We start from the raw sequence: 15,992 nt of genomic DNA, 5'->3' as shown, positions 1-15,992 counted from the left end.
AGGAAGTGAAAAGTTTAACGCTTACCCCCTGTGTTCATTCTATGCAAATCTTTAGGCCGAAAAAGAAAGGCTTTTAACAGTTTGCAGTTTCTTCAGCTCCTCCACAAAGGCAGCGCAGGCTTTCTCCGGGCGGTTCTGGCGCATGAAGGTCTCTCCCATCAGGAAGCCTTCATAGCCGTGCTGCCGCAATTCCAGGATGCTGCTAGCCTCGCTCAACCCGCTTTCAGAAACCTTCACAAACTCATTAGGGATGTGCAAAGCCAAGTCAAAGGAAGTTTGCAGGCTAACGGAGAAATCATGCAGGTTGCGGTTATTCACCCCAATCAAGTCTACGTGCGGGGTGATGGTGCGCTCCAGTTCCTCCTGGTTATGTACCTCTAACAGTACCTCCAATCCAAAAGAATGGGCAAACTGCGCCAATTGGCTTACTTCCTCTTTAGACAACACGGCCGCAATCAGCAAAATGGCGTCGGCACCAATAGACTTGGCTTCCAGGATCTGGTACTCCTCCACCACGAAATCCTTCCGCAGAATTGGGCAGAAATTGAATTTACGGGCGGTTGTCAGGTCTTCATTTTTACCCCCGAAGAAGTTAGTGTCCGTCAGGATTGACAAGGCGGAGGCACCGGCCTGCATGTAGCCAATAGAGGTGCGCTCTACCGGGGCATAAGCATTGATGGTTCCTTTAGAGGGCGATTTCCGCTTGAATTCGGCAATAATTCCGGTCAGGTCAGGGCGCTGCACATACTTGCGGAGCGACACCGGCTGCGTAGGAAAATAAATGCTACGCTCCAGTAAGGCAGTTGGAACCAGGCTTTTGCGGTCGGCCACTTCCTGGCGTTTATGGGCGATGATCTTATCTAAGATGGTCGAAGATGACATATAATGTGTTAAGCTAAAAGCGTAGTAAATGTTTTCAGGGCTAAGCCGTTTTCAAGGGAATAACGGGCTTTCTGGATAGACTCCTGCAGGGAAAGCTTTTCATCAGCGCAGTAGATTCCTAATCCGGCATTCGCCACCACCGCATCTTGTTGGGCGCCAGTTCCCTGGCCTTGCAGGACATTCATAAAGATTTCAGCCGAGGCCTCTACGGTGCTGCCACCGGCCAGGTCACTTTCGTGGTAAGTAGGCAACCCTAAATCCGAAGGCTGGAGAATCTGCTCGCCTTGTGGTGTTACAATCTTGAACGGTCCGGTGAGGGAAACCTCATCATAACCATCCAATGCGTGCAACAGCACAAAGCGTTTGCCGGTTTGCTGGTACAGGTAGGTATAAAGGCGCAGCAACTCCAGGCTGAACACCCCCACCATCTGGAAATGCGGCTTGGCCGGGTTAATCATAGGTCCCAGCATGTTGAAGAAGGTTTTTACGCCCAGGTCCTTGCGGATAGGCGCTACTTCTTTCATAGCCGGGTGAAAAAGCGGCGCGTGCAGAAAGCAGATATTAGCAGCCTCTAGCTTTTGCCGAAGCACGGTGCTGTCGTTTGTAAAAGTATAGCCTAAATGCGCCATTACGTTGGAAGAGCCGCAGATAGAGGAAACGCCATTGTTGCCATGTTTGGCTACTTTATACCCGGCCCCTGCTACCACAAAAGAAGCCAGCGTGGAAATGTTGAAGGTGTCTTTTCCGTCTCCGCCGGTACCGCAAAGGTCAATCACTTGGTCAGTGCCTAGTTCTGGGAGCAGGCAAAGCTCCAACATGGCTTCCCTAAACCCTTCCAGTTCTTGGACGGTAATGTTGCGCATGAGGTAAACGGTCATGAACGCGGCCATCTGGCTGCTGTTGTACTGCCCCCTACCAATGTTGAGGAGTACTTGCTTGGCCGTTTCCTTGGAGAGCGCTTTGTGTTCAATGAGTTGCTGCAGTACCTGTTTCATAAGGCAAGGGAGGCAGCAAAAGTAGTCCATTGGTTTACAGGCTTGGTGGGATTCAGCAACCAATTCTGGAGCATTTCCTTGCCGAAATCGGTAAGGATGGATTCTGGGTGGAACTGTACGCCGCACACATCATATTTGCTATGGCGCAGGGCCAATACCTCCCCGGTTTCGTCTACCGCCGTGATGCGCAGATCAGCAGGCACCGACTCCGGAACCACAGTCCAGGAATGGTAACGGGCGACGTTGAAGGTAGCCGGCAATTGCTTGAACATAGGTTCTTTGTTATTCACCACCCGCAGCGTAGCCGACACGCCATGGAATACTTCTTTCAGGTTAGACAATTCGGCCCCAAAAGCCTCAGCAATGGCCTGATGCCCCAGGCAGACTCCCATGATGCGCTTGGTGGGCGCGTACTTTTTCAGCAAGGCGGGCATGATGCCGGCTTCACTGGGTACGCCTGGTCCCGGAGAAAGCAAGATTATATCGTATTTGTCTACCTCCTCCAGGCTGATCTGGTCATTGCGGTGTACTTCCAGTTTGTCTCCGTAGCCCAGCTCCCGAAGCAATTGCACTAGGTTGTAGGTAAAGGAATCGTAATTATCTAAGACAAGAATTTTCATGGCACTAAGGGTTTGTTGTCTGTCTGGGTCAGTTCTTCGTGTTGGTGTTTCTAGCTCCTTTTTGAGAAAACAGGCTTAAAAACAACTTTTACTTTAATTATATAGTGGCAGCTTTTTATATAGTGGCAGCTTTTTCCAAAGCTTTGCGCAAGGCTGCCAGTTTATGATGCACTTCATTGAGTTCGCTGTTGGTGTCTGACTTGGCCACTACCCCGGCGCCCGCCTGGAAATGCAATTTGTTCTGCACGCTCAGGAAAGACCGGATCATAATCGCGTGGTTAAAATCGCCGCCAAAGCCCAGGTACCCGATGCATCCGCCGTAATAACCCCGCCCGGTGGGCTCAAGTTCATCAATCAGGGTAAGGGCTCTGTGTTTTGGGGCACCAGAGAGGGTACCCGCCGGAAAGGTATCTGCCACCATCTGAACGGAGCCGTGCGCCTGGGGAAGGTTCGCGGTCACCTTTGACACCAAATGGATCACGTGGGAATAGTACTGCACCTCTTTGAAGACTTCTACTTTCACGTTATCTCCGTGGCGACTTAGGTCATTGCGAGCCAAGTCTACCAACATCACGTGCTCTGAGTTCTCTTTCGGGTCGTCGTAGAGTTTCTGGGCCAGCTCGGCATCAGCGGCATCATTGCCGGTGCGTTTGAACGTGCCCGCGATGGGGTAAATGGTGGCTACTTCGTTCTTAATAGTGAGCTGCGCCTCGGGCGAGGACCCGAAGATCTTGAAATTGCCGTAGTCAAAGTAGAACAGGTACGGTGAGGGATTGATGGAGCGCAAGGCCCGGTATACATTGAACTCATCGCCCTGAAAGGCCTGCGAAAACCGGCGGGAAAGGACAATCTGAAACACGTTGCCCAAATGGCAGTGGCGTTTTCCTTCTTCAATCACCCGCAGGAACTCCTCATCGGTTTGGTTGGTGACTTCCTCGCCGGTGGCGCTGAAATGGAATACCGGGAAGTTCTTGTTACGGATATGAGTCTCCAGTTCATCTAACCCACCGTTCTGGGGCTGATTTCCGAAAGAGTGCTCAAAGATGTAGAGCTCGTTTTTGAAGTGGTCAATAGCGATGACAAACCGGAAGGCCTGGTACAGGATCTCGGGCAGTTCTGGATGGGTGGTTTCTTTCTCGCGCAGGTCCAGGGTCTCATAATACTGCACCGCCTCAAAAGACATGTACCCAAACAACCCGTTCTGGATAAACCCAAACGGACCTTCCTCGGTCTTGAACGACTCACAATACGTTTGCAAAAGTTGAACCGCGTCCCGCTTCTGCTCCAACACCTGCTCATCTATGGTACCGTCTGGGTACGTACGCCGAAGCACATTGGCTTTCAATTTGAACTCCGCAATAGGCTCGCAGCAGATGTAGGTGAAACTGTTCTCGTGGCCATGGTAGTCAGAACTTTCCAACAGGAGGCAGTTGCGGTACTTGTCTCTGAGTTGCAGATAGATGCCCACCGGGGTAACCGTATCGGCGAGGAGTTGGCGGTATTGCGTTTGTAAGGTGTAGGTCTTCATAAAACGTATAAAAAAAGGCTTGCCGTTTTGGTTGAACAGCAAGCCTTTTAGAGTATTGGCAAGTTTAGTTTAGGCAATGGCCTGCTGTTCACATATCGTTAGATTGTGCCACCACCACTTCATTCCGCTAAACATTACTTTTTTCATTTTGCTTTTCTTTTGATTAAAACGCATTAAAACACCAAAGGCCCGGGTGAATCCGAGCCTTGTCAATTTAGCATTTCTGCACAGCAAGCGGTTCACCCATCAGTTTTGACGTGTGTGCCACCAGGCGATGTGCGTAAATTGCGTCTTGTTCATGTTGCAAATGTAGGGGCCAGAAAATGATTTGCAAGAAAAGCCTGAAAAAAAGATGCTTTTTTCTGCCTTGAGACAAAATGCAGGGCTTTCCGTACTTTTAACCCGTGCTGACCAGAACCATCTTCCGTTATTTTCTTTTTCTGCTGCTGACTTGTCGGTTGGGTTTTCTGCCTTTTGCCGCAAAGGCCCAGTCAACCTACGTCTATGAAACCGAGGACACCGCCGCCACTGAAAATCCCTTCAGCCGTCGTCTCCCCTACCTGGCAGCTGGAGGCGCCACCTTGTACGTTGGCGGATTGGTCCTGCTCAACCAGGCTTGGTACCAAGACAAGGAACAAACCCGTTTCCATTGGTTTAACGATGCCCATGAATGGAAGCAGTTAGACAAAGCCGGTCACCTGTGGGGGGCCTTCCATGAAAGCCGATTAGGGGTAGATTTGCTACGGAAAGCCGGAGTGCCCCAGAAAAAAGCAATTTGGTACGGAGGCGCACTGGGCTTTGTGCTGCAAACCCCCATAGAGTACTTTGACGGCCGATCCCCAGAGTACGGCGCCTCCCTGACAGACATTGCCGCAAATGCCGCCGGTTCCCTCGCCGTTATTGGGCAACAACTAGCCTGGGGCGAAATCAGGCTTACTCCTAAATACTCGTTCCACCGTACCCGCTACGCTGCCCTGCGCCCCAACGTGTTGGGCAAAGGTGCTTCTGAGGAGTTTTTGAAAGACTACAACGGACACACTTATTGGCTCACCCTAGATTTGGCAAAGTTCCTTTCAAAGGAGAGCAGGTTTCCCAAATGGCTCAACCCTTCCCTTGGTTATGGTGCCGAAGAAATGGTATACAATGACGCAGATGCAAACCGAGCCATCGAACTGGAGGCGTACCGGCAATATTATTTGAGCATTGACCTTAACTGGCAGGCCATTCCTACTCACAGCCAGTTTCTAAAGAGTGCCTTTTACGTATTATCCATCTTCAAATTTCCGGCCCCGGCCTTGGAGTACAATAAACGGCAGGGTTGGAAAATGCATGCCATTTATTTTTGACCTTAAAACGGTTTATTACTCCCTTATAAAATCTGGGCTTTCGGGAAAACCATTTTGAAGTCACTCAATGAAACCGTTGCCAAAGGCTTTAACCGTTGAACGGGCGGAAAGTACCGGGCATCACTGGTGATTTTGAACGTGGAGGCGAACTGGGCATGTCCATGGGCTTCGGGTTTGGTGTAAAGCAAATGCCCTTGTAGTTGCTGCACAATTCTGGTCAAAGGAAAAAGCCGGGTAGTGAAGGGCAACCTGGGGCTCCAAGGCTTCATCTGTGCCGAAAAGAAGGGATGGTCTCCTTTGCTTACCTCAACGGTTTTAGTGCCTTCCTTGAAATTAAGCCACCGGAAATCTGCCACCTCCTTGGGAATACCCCAATTAAAACGTCCGCTCAGGGCACTTGCCTCCGTGGAAACGTAAATCTTGGAAACGGAAAAAGTCAGCTTGCCCTTTATCCTGAATATAGATGGCAAATATAGTAGCTCCTGGTATGGCCCCACATCAGAGGTTTTGTAGTTCATGAGCATCACGGCCCCTATGCCACCTAGGTAAGAAGCAGTTTGATAGTCGGCTAAAAACGCCTGCTTGAGGTTGAACCACTTGGGGAAGGAATACAGCCAAACCACTCCGTCGCCGGTTAACTCCCAAGGGGCTGGGGTAATCTGATGAACGTTTGACATCTGCGTGAACAGTTTGGTCCTGGCTAATAGAACGGTTCCTTTTCCCCTCAGTTGCTATCTATCAAGAAAACAGAAGATGATCACTTCACTTTATAGAGGCAGGTATTGTGCTTACTTTGTTAAACCAAGCACAAAATGGGTCGTCCTGAACTCTTTCCTTTACTCCCCTTTCAATTCCGTATCTTTGTCCAAGGGCTTCCTTTTTTAAGCCTGAATTTTCCAAAACTGATCTAAACAAATATGAATATAGGAGACCGCGTGCGGTTGATGCACGGCAAAGAACAAGGCGTGATTACCCGTTTTCTGGACAATAATCTGGTAGAGGTGGCCATTGACAATGACTTTACCATTCCGGTGATGCGCCGCGAGGTGGTAGTGGTAGCCCCTGAGGAAGAACAGATGTTCCGGAATGCCCCGGCTCCAGAGCCGGTAAAGAAAAAAGAAGCTCCGGTGGTGCCATCCACCGCCGTGGCGGGCATTTACGTGGCGCTGGTACATCAAACCCCTGAGCTATTGGCCGTGCACATCGTGAACAACTCTGAATTTGACCTGCTGTTTACCTACGGCGAGGAAACGGAGAAAGGGTACCGCGCCCAGAACAACGACAAACTGACGCCTAAGAAAACTAAAGCGGTGGCCCACCTGCACCTCAATGACTTTGAGAAATGGCCCGATCTGGTGGTTCAGTATCTGCAGCATAAAACCAGCTCTAACACCCTGCTGGAGCCTGTTACCCGTAAGCTTAAGTTCAAGGCCTCTTCTTTCTACAAGAGCAAGAAAACAGCGCCGGTCCTACAGAAAGAAGGGTATGTTTTCCAACTGGATTCAAAACCGTCCCTCATCAACCCAGACCAGATTCAGGAGCAATTGGTAGAGTCTGCCGCTCAGGCCGAGAACATCAAGGTGGCGGTACCCAACCACGAGGTAGACCTGCACATTGAGAAATTGCTGCCCAACCAAGATCCCAAGCAGATGAGCAACTCTGAAATCCTGCGCCACCAATTAAGCGTTTTCCAGGACAATCTGGACCGGGCCATCGCGTCTAACATGCACGAGATCATCTTCATCCACGGAACTGGAAACGGGGTTCTGAAGAAGGAAATCCAGAAGGTACTGAGCCGTAACCCGCACATCAAGTTCTATGAAGACGCCCGGAAAGAGAAGTTTGGGTACGGAGCTACCAAGATTTCACTGAAGTAGATTCCTAAATCCAAGAGTGTTTTAAATTTTTAGAGAGAAGCGTTTGTAGGTTGGTTTATCAAAATCGCCCTATAAACGCTTCTCTTTTTTCCATGAAGTAAAGTTTTTCAAATAAGACTCTTCCAATATGCCCAAGAGATCCTTTCAGGATGACATATTTAATAGGCTGAAGTATGCAGAGTTAAAGGGGGAAAGCCTTACCGGACACAGAGAAGAAAAGTTAACCCTTTTCCCCTTTGGAGGTATGGAATGTTAAGCACAACTCACTCACTCATTTGACCATCCAGTTCTGACACGTGCAGCATTCTAAGCAGCGATGTTTTTTTGTATTGGTGTTCCTGCATGCGCTTCATGATATCATCCAGCACAGCGATTGATTTAAGGATGAAAGGGCCTTTGTTTAGCATGACGCAGTCGGCGCGTTGGGCCATGGCGGCATCGGTGATCTCGGCACGAGAGGGTCTGCCCTTCTTGGTGAGTTTCTCCAGTACCTGGGTGGCCCAAACCACGGGCAGGTGGGCGGCTTCGGTTATCCAGAGGATTTCTTCCTGCACCTCGGCCAAGCGTTTCCAGCCCAGCTCAACCGCTAAATCGCCGCGGGCGATCATAATACCGGCGGGGTGCTTGCGCATCAAAGTGAGCAGCAGGTGGGGTAAGTTGCTGAAGGCGGCCTTGGTTTCAATCTTGAGCATGATGCCAATGTGCCCGGCCCCGTGTTCTTCCAGCACCTGCTGCAGTTCTTCCACCATCTCGGGATGGCTTACAAAGGAAAGATTTACCACATCGGCGTGTTGAACTACAAAGGCAAGGTCTTCATGGTCTTTCTCGGTGAGTTGGTGCAGGTTTAAATCACTTTCGGGAAGATTGATGCCTTTGTCGGGCCGTAGTTTGCCTCCACCTTCATCGGCGGCGGTAATCCTTACCCGCAAGAAATCAGGGGTCACTTCTTCAATCACGCCTTCAATCTCGCCGTCATCAAACAAGATGGGCTCCCCTTTCTTTACCCTATTGAATACCTCAGGCAAGGTGCAGGAAATGTGGGCGGGTTTGGTTTCGTTTCCCTCTTTGTCATACTGGGCAGGTTCACCGGGGATGGATTCCCGGTTCAGGATTATTTCCTGGCCGTTTTTCAGGTTCAGGGGAGTAACCATAGGTGGCAACTCCCCAATGGTTTCGGCAAGGATTTCCCCGGAAGGCTGCACCAGATGAAGTTGGGTGCCGGTACTCACATACGCCGATTGCCGAAGGTGCACCAAGGCGCCCCCCTGCTTTACCTGCTCCACGGTGAATGTCCGTTTCCGGCGCCTTGTATCTTTGAAGGTAATCTCATCCCCTTTTTTCACTTGGGCAATCCATTCCTCTGACACCAGGAAAGAAGCCTTCACCGATTTTGGGACAGCCACTCCCTTGACGCCAAGCCACACCTTGGCGGGGGCTAGGATCTCGCCCAACTCGTTTATCTTCGGGTGAATAGGGATTACTTTGGGGCCAGGTTTCAATAATCCGGTGCGCAGTTTAGGGCCCATTAAATCAAAAAGGATGATGCACCGTCTTCCTACCTCCTGCTCAGCTTTCCTTATTTGCCGCACCATTTTCTCCCACACCGTTTTGTCATCATGGGCACAGTTGATGCGGGCGCAGTTCATGCCTCCTTTTAGAAGGTCCCTCACCATTTCATAGTCTTCGGCCAGGTCTGAGGGAAAGGTAATCATGATGCGGCCCTCCCTATTATTTGAGGCTTCTCCCAGCAAAGCGGTGATGTGGGATTTCAGGTTGGAGGTGGCCGAGGGAAAGGAAATATCTTCGGGCTTTGTGTTGGTGGTGTAGGCCAAAAGTAACTTCAGTTGGTTGCGGACGGCCGTCAAGGTAGCCTTCACATCGCTTTCGGCCTGACCCAAAGAAGTTAATCCCAACCCGGAAAGCTGCTTTTGAAGCGACCGAATGTCATGTTTCCGGAGACCCAGGTACCGCAGCAGGTTTCTACTGCCCTCCGCAAAAGCAGGGTGTACTTTCTTTAACGCTTGGGCATACCTTTCTTCTAAAGCCGAGCCTTCCTGCAGAAGCCCATCAATTTGATCTAACAGGTGCACCAAGGTACTTTCAGAAACATTTTCCATAGAAGTCGCTCTTTTCCTCCGTTTATAGTCTAACCAACCTCAACCTTTCCTCTCTTTTAACGCATCTTTTACATACGTGCACTTCGGTCTATAGGAACATGCCTACTGCTTTAGAAAGCTTCTTTATCAGAAGAAAAGGAAAGCTATTTCGCGTCTGATTTTTCCTAAACTGGCAAGAACTAAACATTTAAGAAGACGGAACTTGATAGTCCAAAACGGAGGAGAAAAGGAAAGTGATTACGCTTTAAGAGCTAAAAAAGGAGATTAAGGGTGGTAAGTAAATCTCGTCTCTAACTAATAATAGCTGCTTTTGTACTGTTTAAAGGAAAATGAGCCCAAACCAGGTGCCAGTTGTACCCCTGAATTGAGCAGAAAGCCCTACCTTTGTGGAAATCAGTGAGCCGGCTTATCGCTGCGCCTTTGGGCGGGGAGGAAAGTCCGGGCAACGCAGAGCATCCTGCTTCCTAACGGGAAGGCACCTGGCGGGCGACGGCCAGGTGACAGCCAGTGCCACAGAAAAGTACCGCCGGTTCTGCCGGTAAGGGTGAAAAGGTGCGGTAAGAGCGCACCAGCGGCTAGGCAACTAGTCCGGCTGGGTAAACCTCAGGAGTTGAAAGACCAAATAGGCTGACAGCGTCTCGCCTTCGGGTGGGGCTAAGGGCTGCTCGTCCGATGTCAGTGGGTAGGTTGATGGAGCCCCTCCGTGAGGACGGGCCTAGATAAATGATAAGCCATTTGCCTTCGGGCAGAGGACAAAACCCGGCTTACAGGCTCATTGATTTTTTATTTTTCTTCCTTCCTTTTCCTGTAACTGGCAGCGCCGAGGATCCACTGTCTTTTCCTGCAAGGCATCTCAAGACTGAACGTGGGCGTATAAACACGCATTTGAAAGTTTTAACACTTGTGGTTTAGCCGTTATTTTCCTGACGCGGTGACCCCACCTTCAAAGCGTTATCGTATGCTGCTGGAAAAAAGAATACCCCTCTCCTATATCTTCAATAAAGTAAAGGTTGACTTAGGAATTATCATTTTAATTGGCATTGTCGCGCATTATCTTTCCTACCTATTCAGAGAAAGAATTCCTGAAATGCCTGGTAACATTCCGGCGTTTTTAGGTACCGCCATCACTGTATTATTATCTTTTAAGATTAGCCAATCCTATGATCGTTGGTGGGAAGCAAGAAAGGTATGGGGGGCCATTGTTAACGACTCTAGAAGCTTTGTTATTCAGCTGCAATCTTTTCTCCCAGACGCCGCAAACTCTATTATTAGAACCCTGGCTTTCCGGCAAATTGCCTGGTGTTACGCACTGGGCCAATCTTTACGGGGACTAAACCCGTTGGAAGGTACGGAGGCTTTGTTGCCCCAAGAGGAGGTTCCTAGTTTAACCCAGCACAAAAACAAACCCTTGGCCATTATACAGCTGAATGCCTTAGATATCAAGCACCTGTACCAATCCAATGAAATAGATACTTTCAAGCATGTTCAATTAGATGCTACCTTGGTGCGCCTGGTTGACTCCATGGGAAAAGCAGAAAGAATTAACAGTACGGTGTTTCCTAAAACCTACCGGATGTTCCTGCATTTCGCCATCTATTTGTTTGTGATCACCCTTTCTATTTCTTTGAGAGAGATAGCCTTGATTTATGAATTGCCCCTTCTGATTGTTTTATCTTCTGTTTTTCTTTTACTGGAGAAATCGGCTTACCATTTGCAGGACCCGTTCCGGAATAGGCCTAGTGACACCTCTGTTACTGCCATTGCCAGAACCATTGAAATCAACATAAAGCAACTGTTGAATGAGCCCGAGATTCCTGAACCGGTGCAACCTAATGGCTTTTATTTGCTTTGATTTTTAAGGACCTTTTTAGCCATTAAACTATTTATCAAATAAGTTTTAAATGTAATTATAGCTGCTACGTTTAATGTATCTCGGATAGAAGGTAACAGTTGATCTAGTAACCCATGGAGCTAATAGGACATATTGCCATAGGAGTCTGAAGCCAAGATTGACTTTCTCTTATGCCACCAAAGGAAATCAGAACACTTTCTTACTGACTAAAGAACTCAAGGGCATTTATGGGGGGTTGCGGGTTAGAATGAACCTTAAAGTGGTTTAAGTACCTTTAAAAAAATAGACCCTAAACACCTATCCACAACCTACCTTTACTTTTTTAGAGCAAATCCTCTACAAGGCAAGGAATTTGCTCTTCACCAATCACATGAAAAATTCTCACTTAATACTGTTCCTGCTTCTCGTAGGAGTAATGTATAGCCCACTTACCCTTGCCCAGGCGAACTGGCAACTGCAAAAAAGCCAGGACGGCATTGAAGTGTACACCCGCCAACTGAAAAACAATTCCCTCAAAGAAATACGGGTGGTGTGCGAACTGCCGGGCACCGCTGGCAACCTGATCAATCTGTTGAAGGATGTGGAACACCACTCAGATTGGGTGTACCTGAACCGGAAAACTACTTTGATCAAGCGAAAAAGTGAAAACCGGCTCATTTATTACACCGAAGCCGATATGCCCTGGCCCCTCACCGACCGTGACATGGTGGTAGAAGCCGTTTTCACCCCGTTAACTAAAAACAGCCCTGCGCGGGTAGAAGTAAAAAGCATCAGCGGCCTCATACCGGCTAAGGAAGATTTTGTCAGGATTCCTTCTTCCCTGGCGATTTGGGATATCTACCCGCAACCTAAGGGGAACATCAAAATTGAGTACACCTTTAAAGTAAACCCCGGAGGCTCGGTCCCCGCCTGGTTGGTGAATGCCACCGTGGCCACGGGTCCGGTAAAGACCTTTCAAAACCTGCGGAGCCTTCTGGCCCAAAGGTCCATCACCCAATAACTCCCTGCTAAATAGGCCTATCTGGTTTAAAGCTGTTTTATTGAAAAGGCTCTTGAAACAAGGTTGGGTTCTTAAAAGTTACAAACAACTGTTTGCTTATACCGCAATTTTCTCAAACTAACAAGCGTTTTACAAACAATTTTCAATTATTTTAATGAAAACATTTGGAAGTAAACAGCAGACCCCGTATGTTTGAGCATCCTTACAGCAAGACAATGATTCAGCGCAATTCTTACTTTTATGGTTTTTACTTTTTTGGACCTCAGCCGGGGCTCAACAGGTAAGACTTTGCGTTAAGAAACAATAAGATAAACCCAAGAGCCCCGCCTAAAGCGGGGCTTTTTTCGTTATGAACAGAGCCTTAAAAATCGCCATTCAGGGAGGCCCCGCCTCTTTCCACGAAACAGCCGCGAAGGAGTTATTCCCGGCTACCGCCATCAGTACGCTTTCCTGCGCCTCGTTTCCTGAGCTGTGCGAAGCGCTGGAATCTGGCTTGGTAGATTTCGCGGTGATGGCCGTGCAGAATTCCCTGGCGGGTCCTTTGTTGCCAAACTATGGCATGATGGAACACTACGGGCTTTCTGTTACCGCTGAGCGCTGGTTGCTGTTAGACCAAACCCTAATGGCTGTACCGGGCCAAAAACTGGAGGATATTAAAGAGGTTTGGTCTCACCCAATTGCCCTGCTGCAATGCTGCGACTACCTTAACAGCCAGCCCCAGGTAAAAACCAAGGAAACCTCTGACACTGCCGATACGGCCCGAATCATAAAGGAAGGGCATATCACAGGAGTAGCTGCTATTGCCAGCCGCAAGGCTGCTGAATTGTATGGCTTAGAGGTGCTGCATCAAAACGTGGCCAATGACGTGGAGAACTACACCCGGTTTGTGGTGCTTTCCCGCGAAAAGCCCGCCAAAGCAGCCAACAAAGCCACCTTGCTTCTTCCTTACCCGGTGGTAAAGTTCTCTCTGGAAAATCTTTTGGAACAACTGAATCAGGGAAGCCTGGAGCTTACCATGCTGCAACCACTACCTTCTCAGAACCCTGGCCAACCCAAAGAGTGGGTGTTGGAGCTGGAAGGAGAACAAGCCGCCTGCATCACCCAAGCCTTGGCGGCGCTTACCACGGTAGCCCCTTCGCATAAAGTGCTGGGAGTGTATCCCAAGGCGGAGGCTCCGCTTCCGCAAGACCGATTGGCAGGCTGCCTTTCCTCTATTCTCACGACTCAACCTGAATTAGTATGATTATCTCCAGCGCCCAAAGATTAGAGCACGTGCAGGAGTACTACTTCTCCCGCAAATTAGCTGAGGTTCGTGCGCTGAATGCCCAGGGCCGTAACATCATCAACCTGGGCATCGGGGACCCAGACATGGCTCCCTCAGAGGAAACCATCAATGCCCTGGTAGGTACCAGCATGAGCCCCGGGGTACACGGGTACCAGCCGTACAATTCCATTGCACCGCTTAGACAGGCCATTGCCCGCTGGTACCAGCGCACCTACGCCGTTGACCTGGACCCTGATCAGGAAGTACTGCCCTTGATGGGTTCCAAAGAAGGAATCTTCCACGTTTCCATGGCCTTTCTTAACCCCGGCAATAAAGTGTTGGTCCCTAACCCAGGGTATCCGGCGTATGCCGCTGCCGCTAAGCTGGTAGGCGCTGTTCCGGTGTTCTACACCCTACGGGAAGAAAACAACTGGCTCCCAGATTTGCAGGAACTGGAAACCCTGCTGGCTCCCAGAGATGTGAAACTCATGTGGATCAATTACCCGCATATGCCAACGGGTGCCGAAGCCACGGCAGAAGTGTTGGAGAAACTGGTGCAACTAGCCCTGCAGCACAAATTCTTGCTGGCCAATGATAACCCCTACAGCCTGGTGCTCCCCAATGAAAAGCCGCTTAGTTTGCTTTCCCTGCCCCAAGCCAAAGAGTGCTGCCTGGAGTTTAACTCTTTAAGCAAATCGCATAACATGGCCGGTTGGCGGGTAGGCATGGTACTGGGCCGTCAGGATTATTTGCAATGTGTGCTGCGAGTGAAAAGCAACCTTGATTCTGGTATGTTTTTGCCAGTGCAGCACGCCGCCATCCAGGCCCTTTCTAACTTAGATACCTGGCATGAGGCAAGAAATGAGGTCTATGCCAAACGTCGGCAGAAAGTTTATGAACTGTTGGACCTCTTGGGGTGTTCCTACCAAAAAAATGCCGTGGGAATGTTTGTCTGGGCCCGGGTGCCCGAGAACGTGACCGATGTGGAAGCCTACTTAGACGAGATACTATACGAAGCCGGGGTTTTCCTTACCCCCGGAAAAATATTCGGGACCCAAGGCGAGCATTACCTCAGGATTTCCCTTTGCCTCCCCGAAAACAAGATTGAAGAAGCCACTAACAGAATTTCAAAACATTTAACCTCGGCCAAAACCGAAATCGCCTTATGAGTACGAAGCATTTAAACCTGTCTCCTAAAACCATTTTCAGACGCGCAGACGGACAACCTCTCATCATTGCTGGCCCTTGCAGCGCTGAAAGTGAAGAGCAGATGGTCGCCACCGCCAGGGGCTTACAATCGGTACCGGAAGTAACTATTTTCCGCGCCGGCATCTGGAAACCACGTACTCGTCCGGGAGCTTTCGAAGGAATTGGCAAAGTGGGTCTGAAGTGGCTGAAAACCGTAAAGGAAGAAACCGGTATGTTGACCGCCTGTGAGGTGGCCACCGCTGAGCACGTAAACGATGCCCTGAAACAAGGAGTAGATGTGCTGTGGGTGGGTGCCCGTACCACGGTGAACCCGTTCTCGGTGCAGGAAATTGCCGATGCTTTGGAAGGCGTAGATGTACCCGTTTTAGTAAAGAACCCTGTAAACCCAGACCTGCAACTTTGGTTGGGTGCCTTGGAGCGTTTGAACCGCGCCGGCATCACCGACCTAGCTGCTATTCACCGGGGCTTCTCGGCCTTTGACAGCCGTCCTTACCGCAATCACCCTAAATGGAACATGGCCTACGAGTTCAAGAAACTATTGCCAGAGATTCCGTTGATCTGCGATCCAAGCCATATTGCCGGGAAACGTTCTTTGCTTCAGCAAATTAGCCAGGAAGCCCTGAACCTGCAGGTAGACGGCCTAATGATTGAAACCCACTGCAACCCAGACGTAGCATTGAGTGATGCTGCTCAGCAAGTTACCCCTGAGGGCTTAAAGCAATTGTTAGCTTCCCTGGTGGTGGAACGTGTTACTTCAAATGCCACCCAAAACGAGGAGGAACTAAGCGAACTGCGTAACCTCATTGACTACCTGGACAACGAACTGATCAACGTTCTGGCCCGTCGTTCATCGGTAGCCAAGCAGATTGGTATTCTGAAGAAAGAAAACAAAATGAACCTATTGCAGACCGGCCGTTGGGAAGAAGTGATGGAGCATCGCCTGAAAGCAGCTTCGCGCGAAGGCCTGGAAGAGGTATTTGTAAAAGCGATCTTCCAGGAGATTCACCAGCACTCTTTGCACGTACAGGCAGCAGCTGAACCAGCCAAAATTGTGTTGTAAATCACCCCTAAAATAAGGCCGTTTTCTCTAAAATGGCTTCTAAACAGAAAACCCCGGCTTATCAGAGCCGGGGTTTTCTGTTTTACACTGTGAAGTACGGAACTGTACCAGGAAAACCCTAAAAAAGCAGCTAGAGACGTCCTGAGTGAGATTAAAAGGGCCTGATGTAGAATTGATGTAGTACCCTCTTAAACCTTGATGTAGTATTGTAGTAGACCAAAGTACCCCTTGGATCTACGGAG

The 15,992-nt window shown here is 49.5% G+C and carries 13 protein-coding genes and 1 other RNA gene; 8 read left to right on the top strand and 6 right to left on the bottom strand.

Annotated elements, in window-relative coordinates; translation table 11 throughout:
• Positions 1-51: 51 nt before the first annotated feature.
• From trpC to ACW9SV_RS11405, 4 genes are all read right to left on the bottom strand, one after another.
• Positions 52-882, bottom strand: a complete 831-nt coding sequence (gene trpC, locus ACW9SV_RS11420; RefSeq protein ID WP_479556895.1) for an indole-3-glycerol phosphate synthase TrpC — start codon at positions 880-882, stop codon at positions 52-54.
• An 8-nt stretch (positions 883-890) separates the two neighbouring features.
• Positions 891-1,877, bottom strand: a complete 987-nt coding sequence (gene trpD / locus ACW9SV_RS11415; protein WP_479556894.1) for an anthranilate phosphoribosyltransferase — start codon at positions 1,875-1,877, stop codon at positions 891-893.
• Positions 1,874-2,497: an anthranilate synthase component II gene (locus ACW9SV_RS11410; protein ID WP_479556893.1), complete on the bottom strand. Its 624-nt coding sequence runs from the start codon at positions 2,495-2,497 to the stop codon at positions 1,874-1,876. Before ACW9SV_RS11410 ends, trpD begins: the two co-directional genes overlap by 4 nt.
• A 115-nt stretch (positions 2,498-2,612) precedes the next feature.
• Positions 2,613-4,025 (bottom strand): anthranilate synthase component I family protein, encoded by a 1,413-nt coding sequence (locus tag ACW9SV_RS11405; RefSeq protein ID WP_479556892.1) that lies wholly within the window; start codon positions 4,023-4,025, stop codon positions 2,613-2,615.
• Between the two features lie 404 nt (positions 4,026-4,429).
• On the opposite strand from ACW9SV_RS11405, the gene ACW9SV_RS11400 reads away from it, so the two are divergent.
• The gene (locus ACW9SV_RS11400) at positions 4,430-5,371 is read left to right on the top strand and encodes a DUF2279 domain-containing protein (RefSeq protein WP_479556891.1); all 942 of its coding nucleotides are present in this window, start codon (positions 4,430-4,432) and stop codon (positions 5,369-5,371) included.
• Positions 5,372-5,394: 23 nt separating this feature from the next.
• Here the strand turns inward: ACW9SV_RS11400 and ACW9SV_RS11395 are convergent, their stop codons facing one another.
• The gene (locus ACW9SV_RS11395; RefSeq protein ID WP_479556890.1) at positions 5,395-6,048 is read right to left on the bottom strand and encodes an acetoacetate decarboxylase family protein; all 654 of its coding nucleotides are present in this window, start codon (positions 6,046-6,048) and stop codon (positions 5,395-5,397) included.
• A 240-nt stretch (positions 6,049-6,288) separates the two neighbouring features.
• Between ACW9SV_RS11395 and ACW9SV_RS11390 the strand changes: the two genes are divergently transcribed.
• Positions 6,289-7,248, top strand: a complete 960-nt coding sequence (locus ACW9SV_RS11390; protein WP_479556889.1) for a Smr/MutS family protein — start codon at positions 6,289-6,291, stop codon at positions 7,246-7,248.
• 263 nt (positions 7,249-7,511) lie between these two features.
• Here ACW9SV_RS11390 and ACW9SV_RS11385 read toward each other — a convergent pair whose 3' ends face one another.
• Positions 7,512-9,365: a pyruvate kinase gene (locus tag ACW9SV_RS11385; RefSeq protein WP_479556888.1), complete on the bottom strand. Its 1,854-nt coding sequence runs from the start codon at positions 9,363-9,365 to the stop codon at positions 7,512-7,514.
• 393 nt (positions 9,366-9,758) lie between these two features.
• Between ACW9SV_RS11385 and rnpB the strand changes: the two genes are divergently transcribed.
• From rnpB to ACW9SV_RS11355, 6 genes are all read left to right on the top strand, one after another.
• Positions 9,759-10,148, top strand: an RNA gene (gene rnpB / locus ACW9SV_RS11380) — RNase P RNA component class A.
• A gap of 175 nt (positions 10,149-10,323) precedes the next feature.
• Complete coding sequence (locus tag ACW9SV_RS11375) at positions 10,324-11,217, top strand: bestrophin family protein (RefSeq protein WP_479556887.1); 894 nt, start codon at positions 10,324-10,326, stop codon at positions 11,215-11,217.
• Between the two features lie 370 nt (positions 11,218-11,587).
• Positions 11,588-12,217: an START domain-containing protein gene (locus tag ACW9SV_RS11370; protein ID WP_479556886.1), complete on the top strand. Its 630-nt coding sequence runs from the start codon at positions 11,588-11,590 to the stop codon at positions 12,215-12,217.
• A 349-nt stretch (positions 12,218-12,566) separates the two neighbouring features.
• Complete coding sequence (locus tag ACW9SV_RS11365; protein ID WP_479556885.1) at positions 12,567-13,460, top strand: prephenate dehydratase; 894 nt, start codon at positions 12,567-12,569, stop codon at positions 13,458-13,460.
• The gene (locus ACW9SV_RS11360) at positions 13,457-14,650 is read left to right on the top strand and encodes a pyridoxal phosphate-dependent aminotransferase (RefSeq protein ID WP_479556884.1); all 1,194 of its coding nucleotides are present in this window, start codon (positions 13,457-13,459) and stop codon (positions 14,648-14,650) included. Before ACW9SV_RS11365 ends, ACW9SV_RS11360 begins: the two co-directional genes overlap by 4 nt.
• The gene (locus tag ACW9SV_RS11355; RefSeq protein WP_479556883.1) at positions 14,647-15,750 is read left to right on the top strand and encodes a chorismate mutase; all 1,104 of its coding nucleotides are present in this window, start codon (positions 14,647-14,649) and stop codon (positions 15,748-15,750) included. The genes ACW9SV_RS11360 and ACW9SV_RS11355 overlap by 4 nt, the downstream gene beginning before the upstream one ends.
• Positions 15,751-15,992 lie beyond the last annotated feature (242 nt).

The sequence above is a fragment of the Rufibacter sp. JT20002 genome (genome assembly GCF_056491185.1).
This window is presented reverse-complemented; position numbering and strand designations above follow the sequence as displayed.

Coding starts and splice junctions, on each gene's coding strand:
- trpC (WP_479556895.1), bottom strand. CDS start 882: ATGTCATCTTCGACCATCTTAGATAAGATCATCGCCCATAAACGCCAG.
- trpD (WP_479556894.1), bottom strand. CDS start 1,877: ATGAAACAGGTACTGCAGCAACTCATTGAACACAAAGCGCTCTCCAAG.
- ACW9SV_RS11410 (WP_479556893.1), bottom strand. CDS start 2,497: ATGAAAATTCTTGTCTTAGATAATTACGATTCCTTTACCTACAACCTA.
- ACW9SV_RS11405 (WP_479556892.1), bottom strand. CDS start 4,025: ATGAAGACCTACACCTTACAAACGCAATACCGCCAACTCCTCGCCGAT.
- ACW9SV_RS11395 (WP_479556890.1), bottom strand. CDS start 6,048: ATGTCAAACGTTCATCAGATTACCCCAGCCCCTTGGGAGTTAACCGGC.
- ACW9SV_RS11390 (WP_479556889.1), top strand. CDS start 6,289: ATGAATATAGGAGACCGCGTGCGGTTGATGCACGGCAAAGAACAAGGC.
- ACW9SV_RS11385 (WP_479556888.1), bottom strand. CDS start 9,365: ATGGAAAATGTTTCTGAAAGTACCTTGGTGCACCTGTTAGATCAAATT.
- ACW9SV_RS11375 (WP_479556887.1), top strand. CDS start 10,324: ATGCTGCTGGAAAAAAGAATACCCCTCTCCTATATCTTCAATAAAGTA.
- ACW9SV_RS11370 (WP_479556886.1), top strand. CDS start 11,588: ATGAAAAATTCTCACTTAATACTGTTCCTGCTTCTCGTAGGAGTAATG.
- ACW9SV_RS11365 (WP_479556885.1), top strand. CDS start 12,567: ATGAACAGAGCCTTAAAAATCGCCATTCAGGGAGGCCCCGCCTCTTTC.
- ACW9SV_RS11360 (WP_479556884.1), top strand. CDS start 13,457: ATGATTATCTCCAGCGCCCAAAGATTAGAGCACGTGCAGGAGTACTAC.
- ACW9SV_RS11355 (WP_479556883.1), top strand. CDS start 14,647: ATGAGTACGAAGCATTTAAACCTGTCTCCTAAAACCATTTTCAGACGC.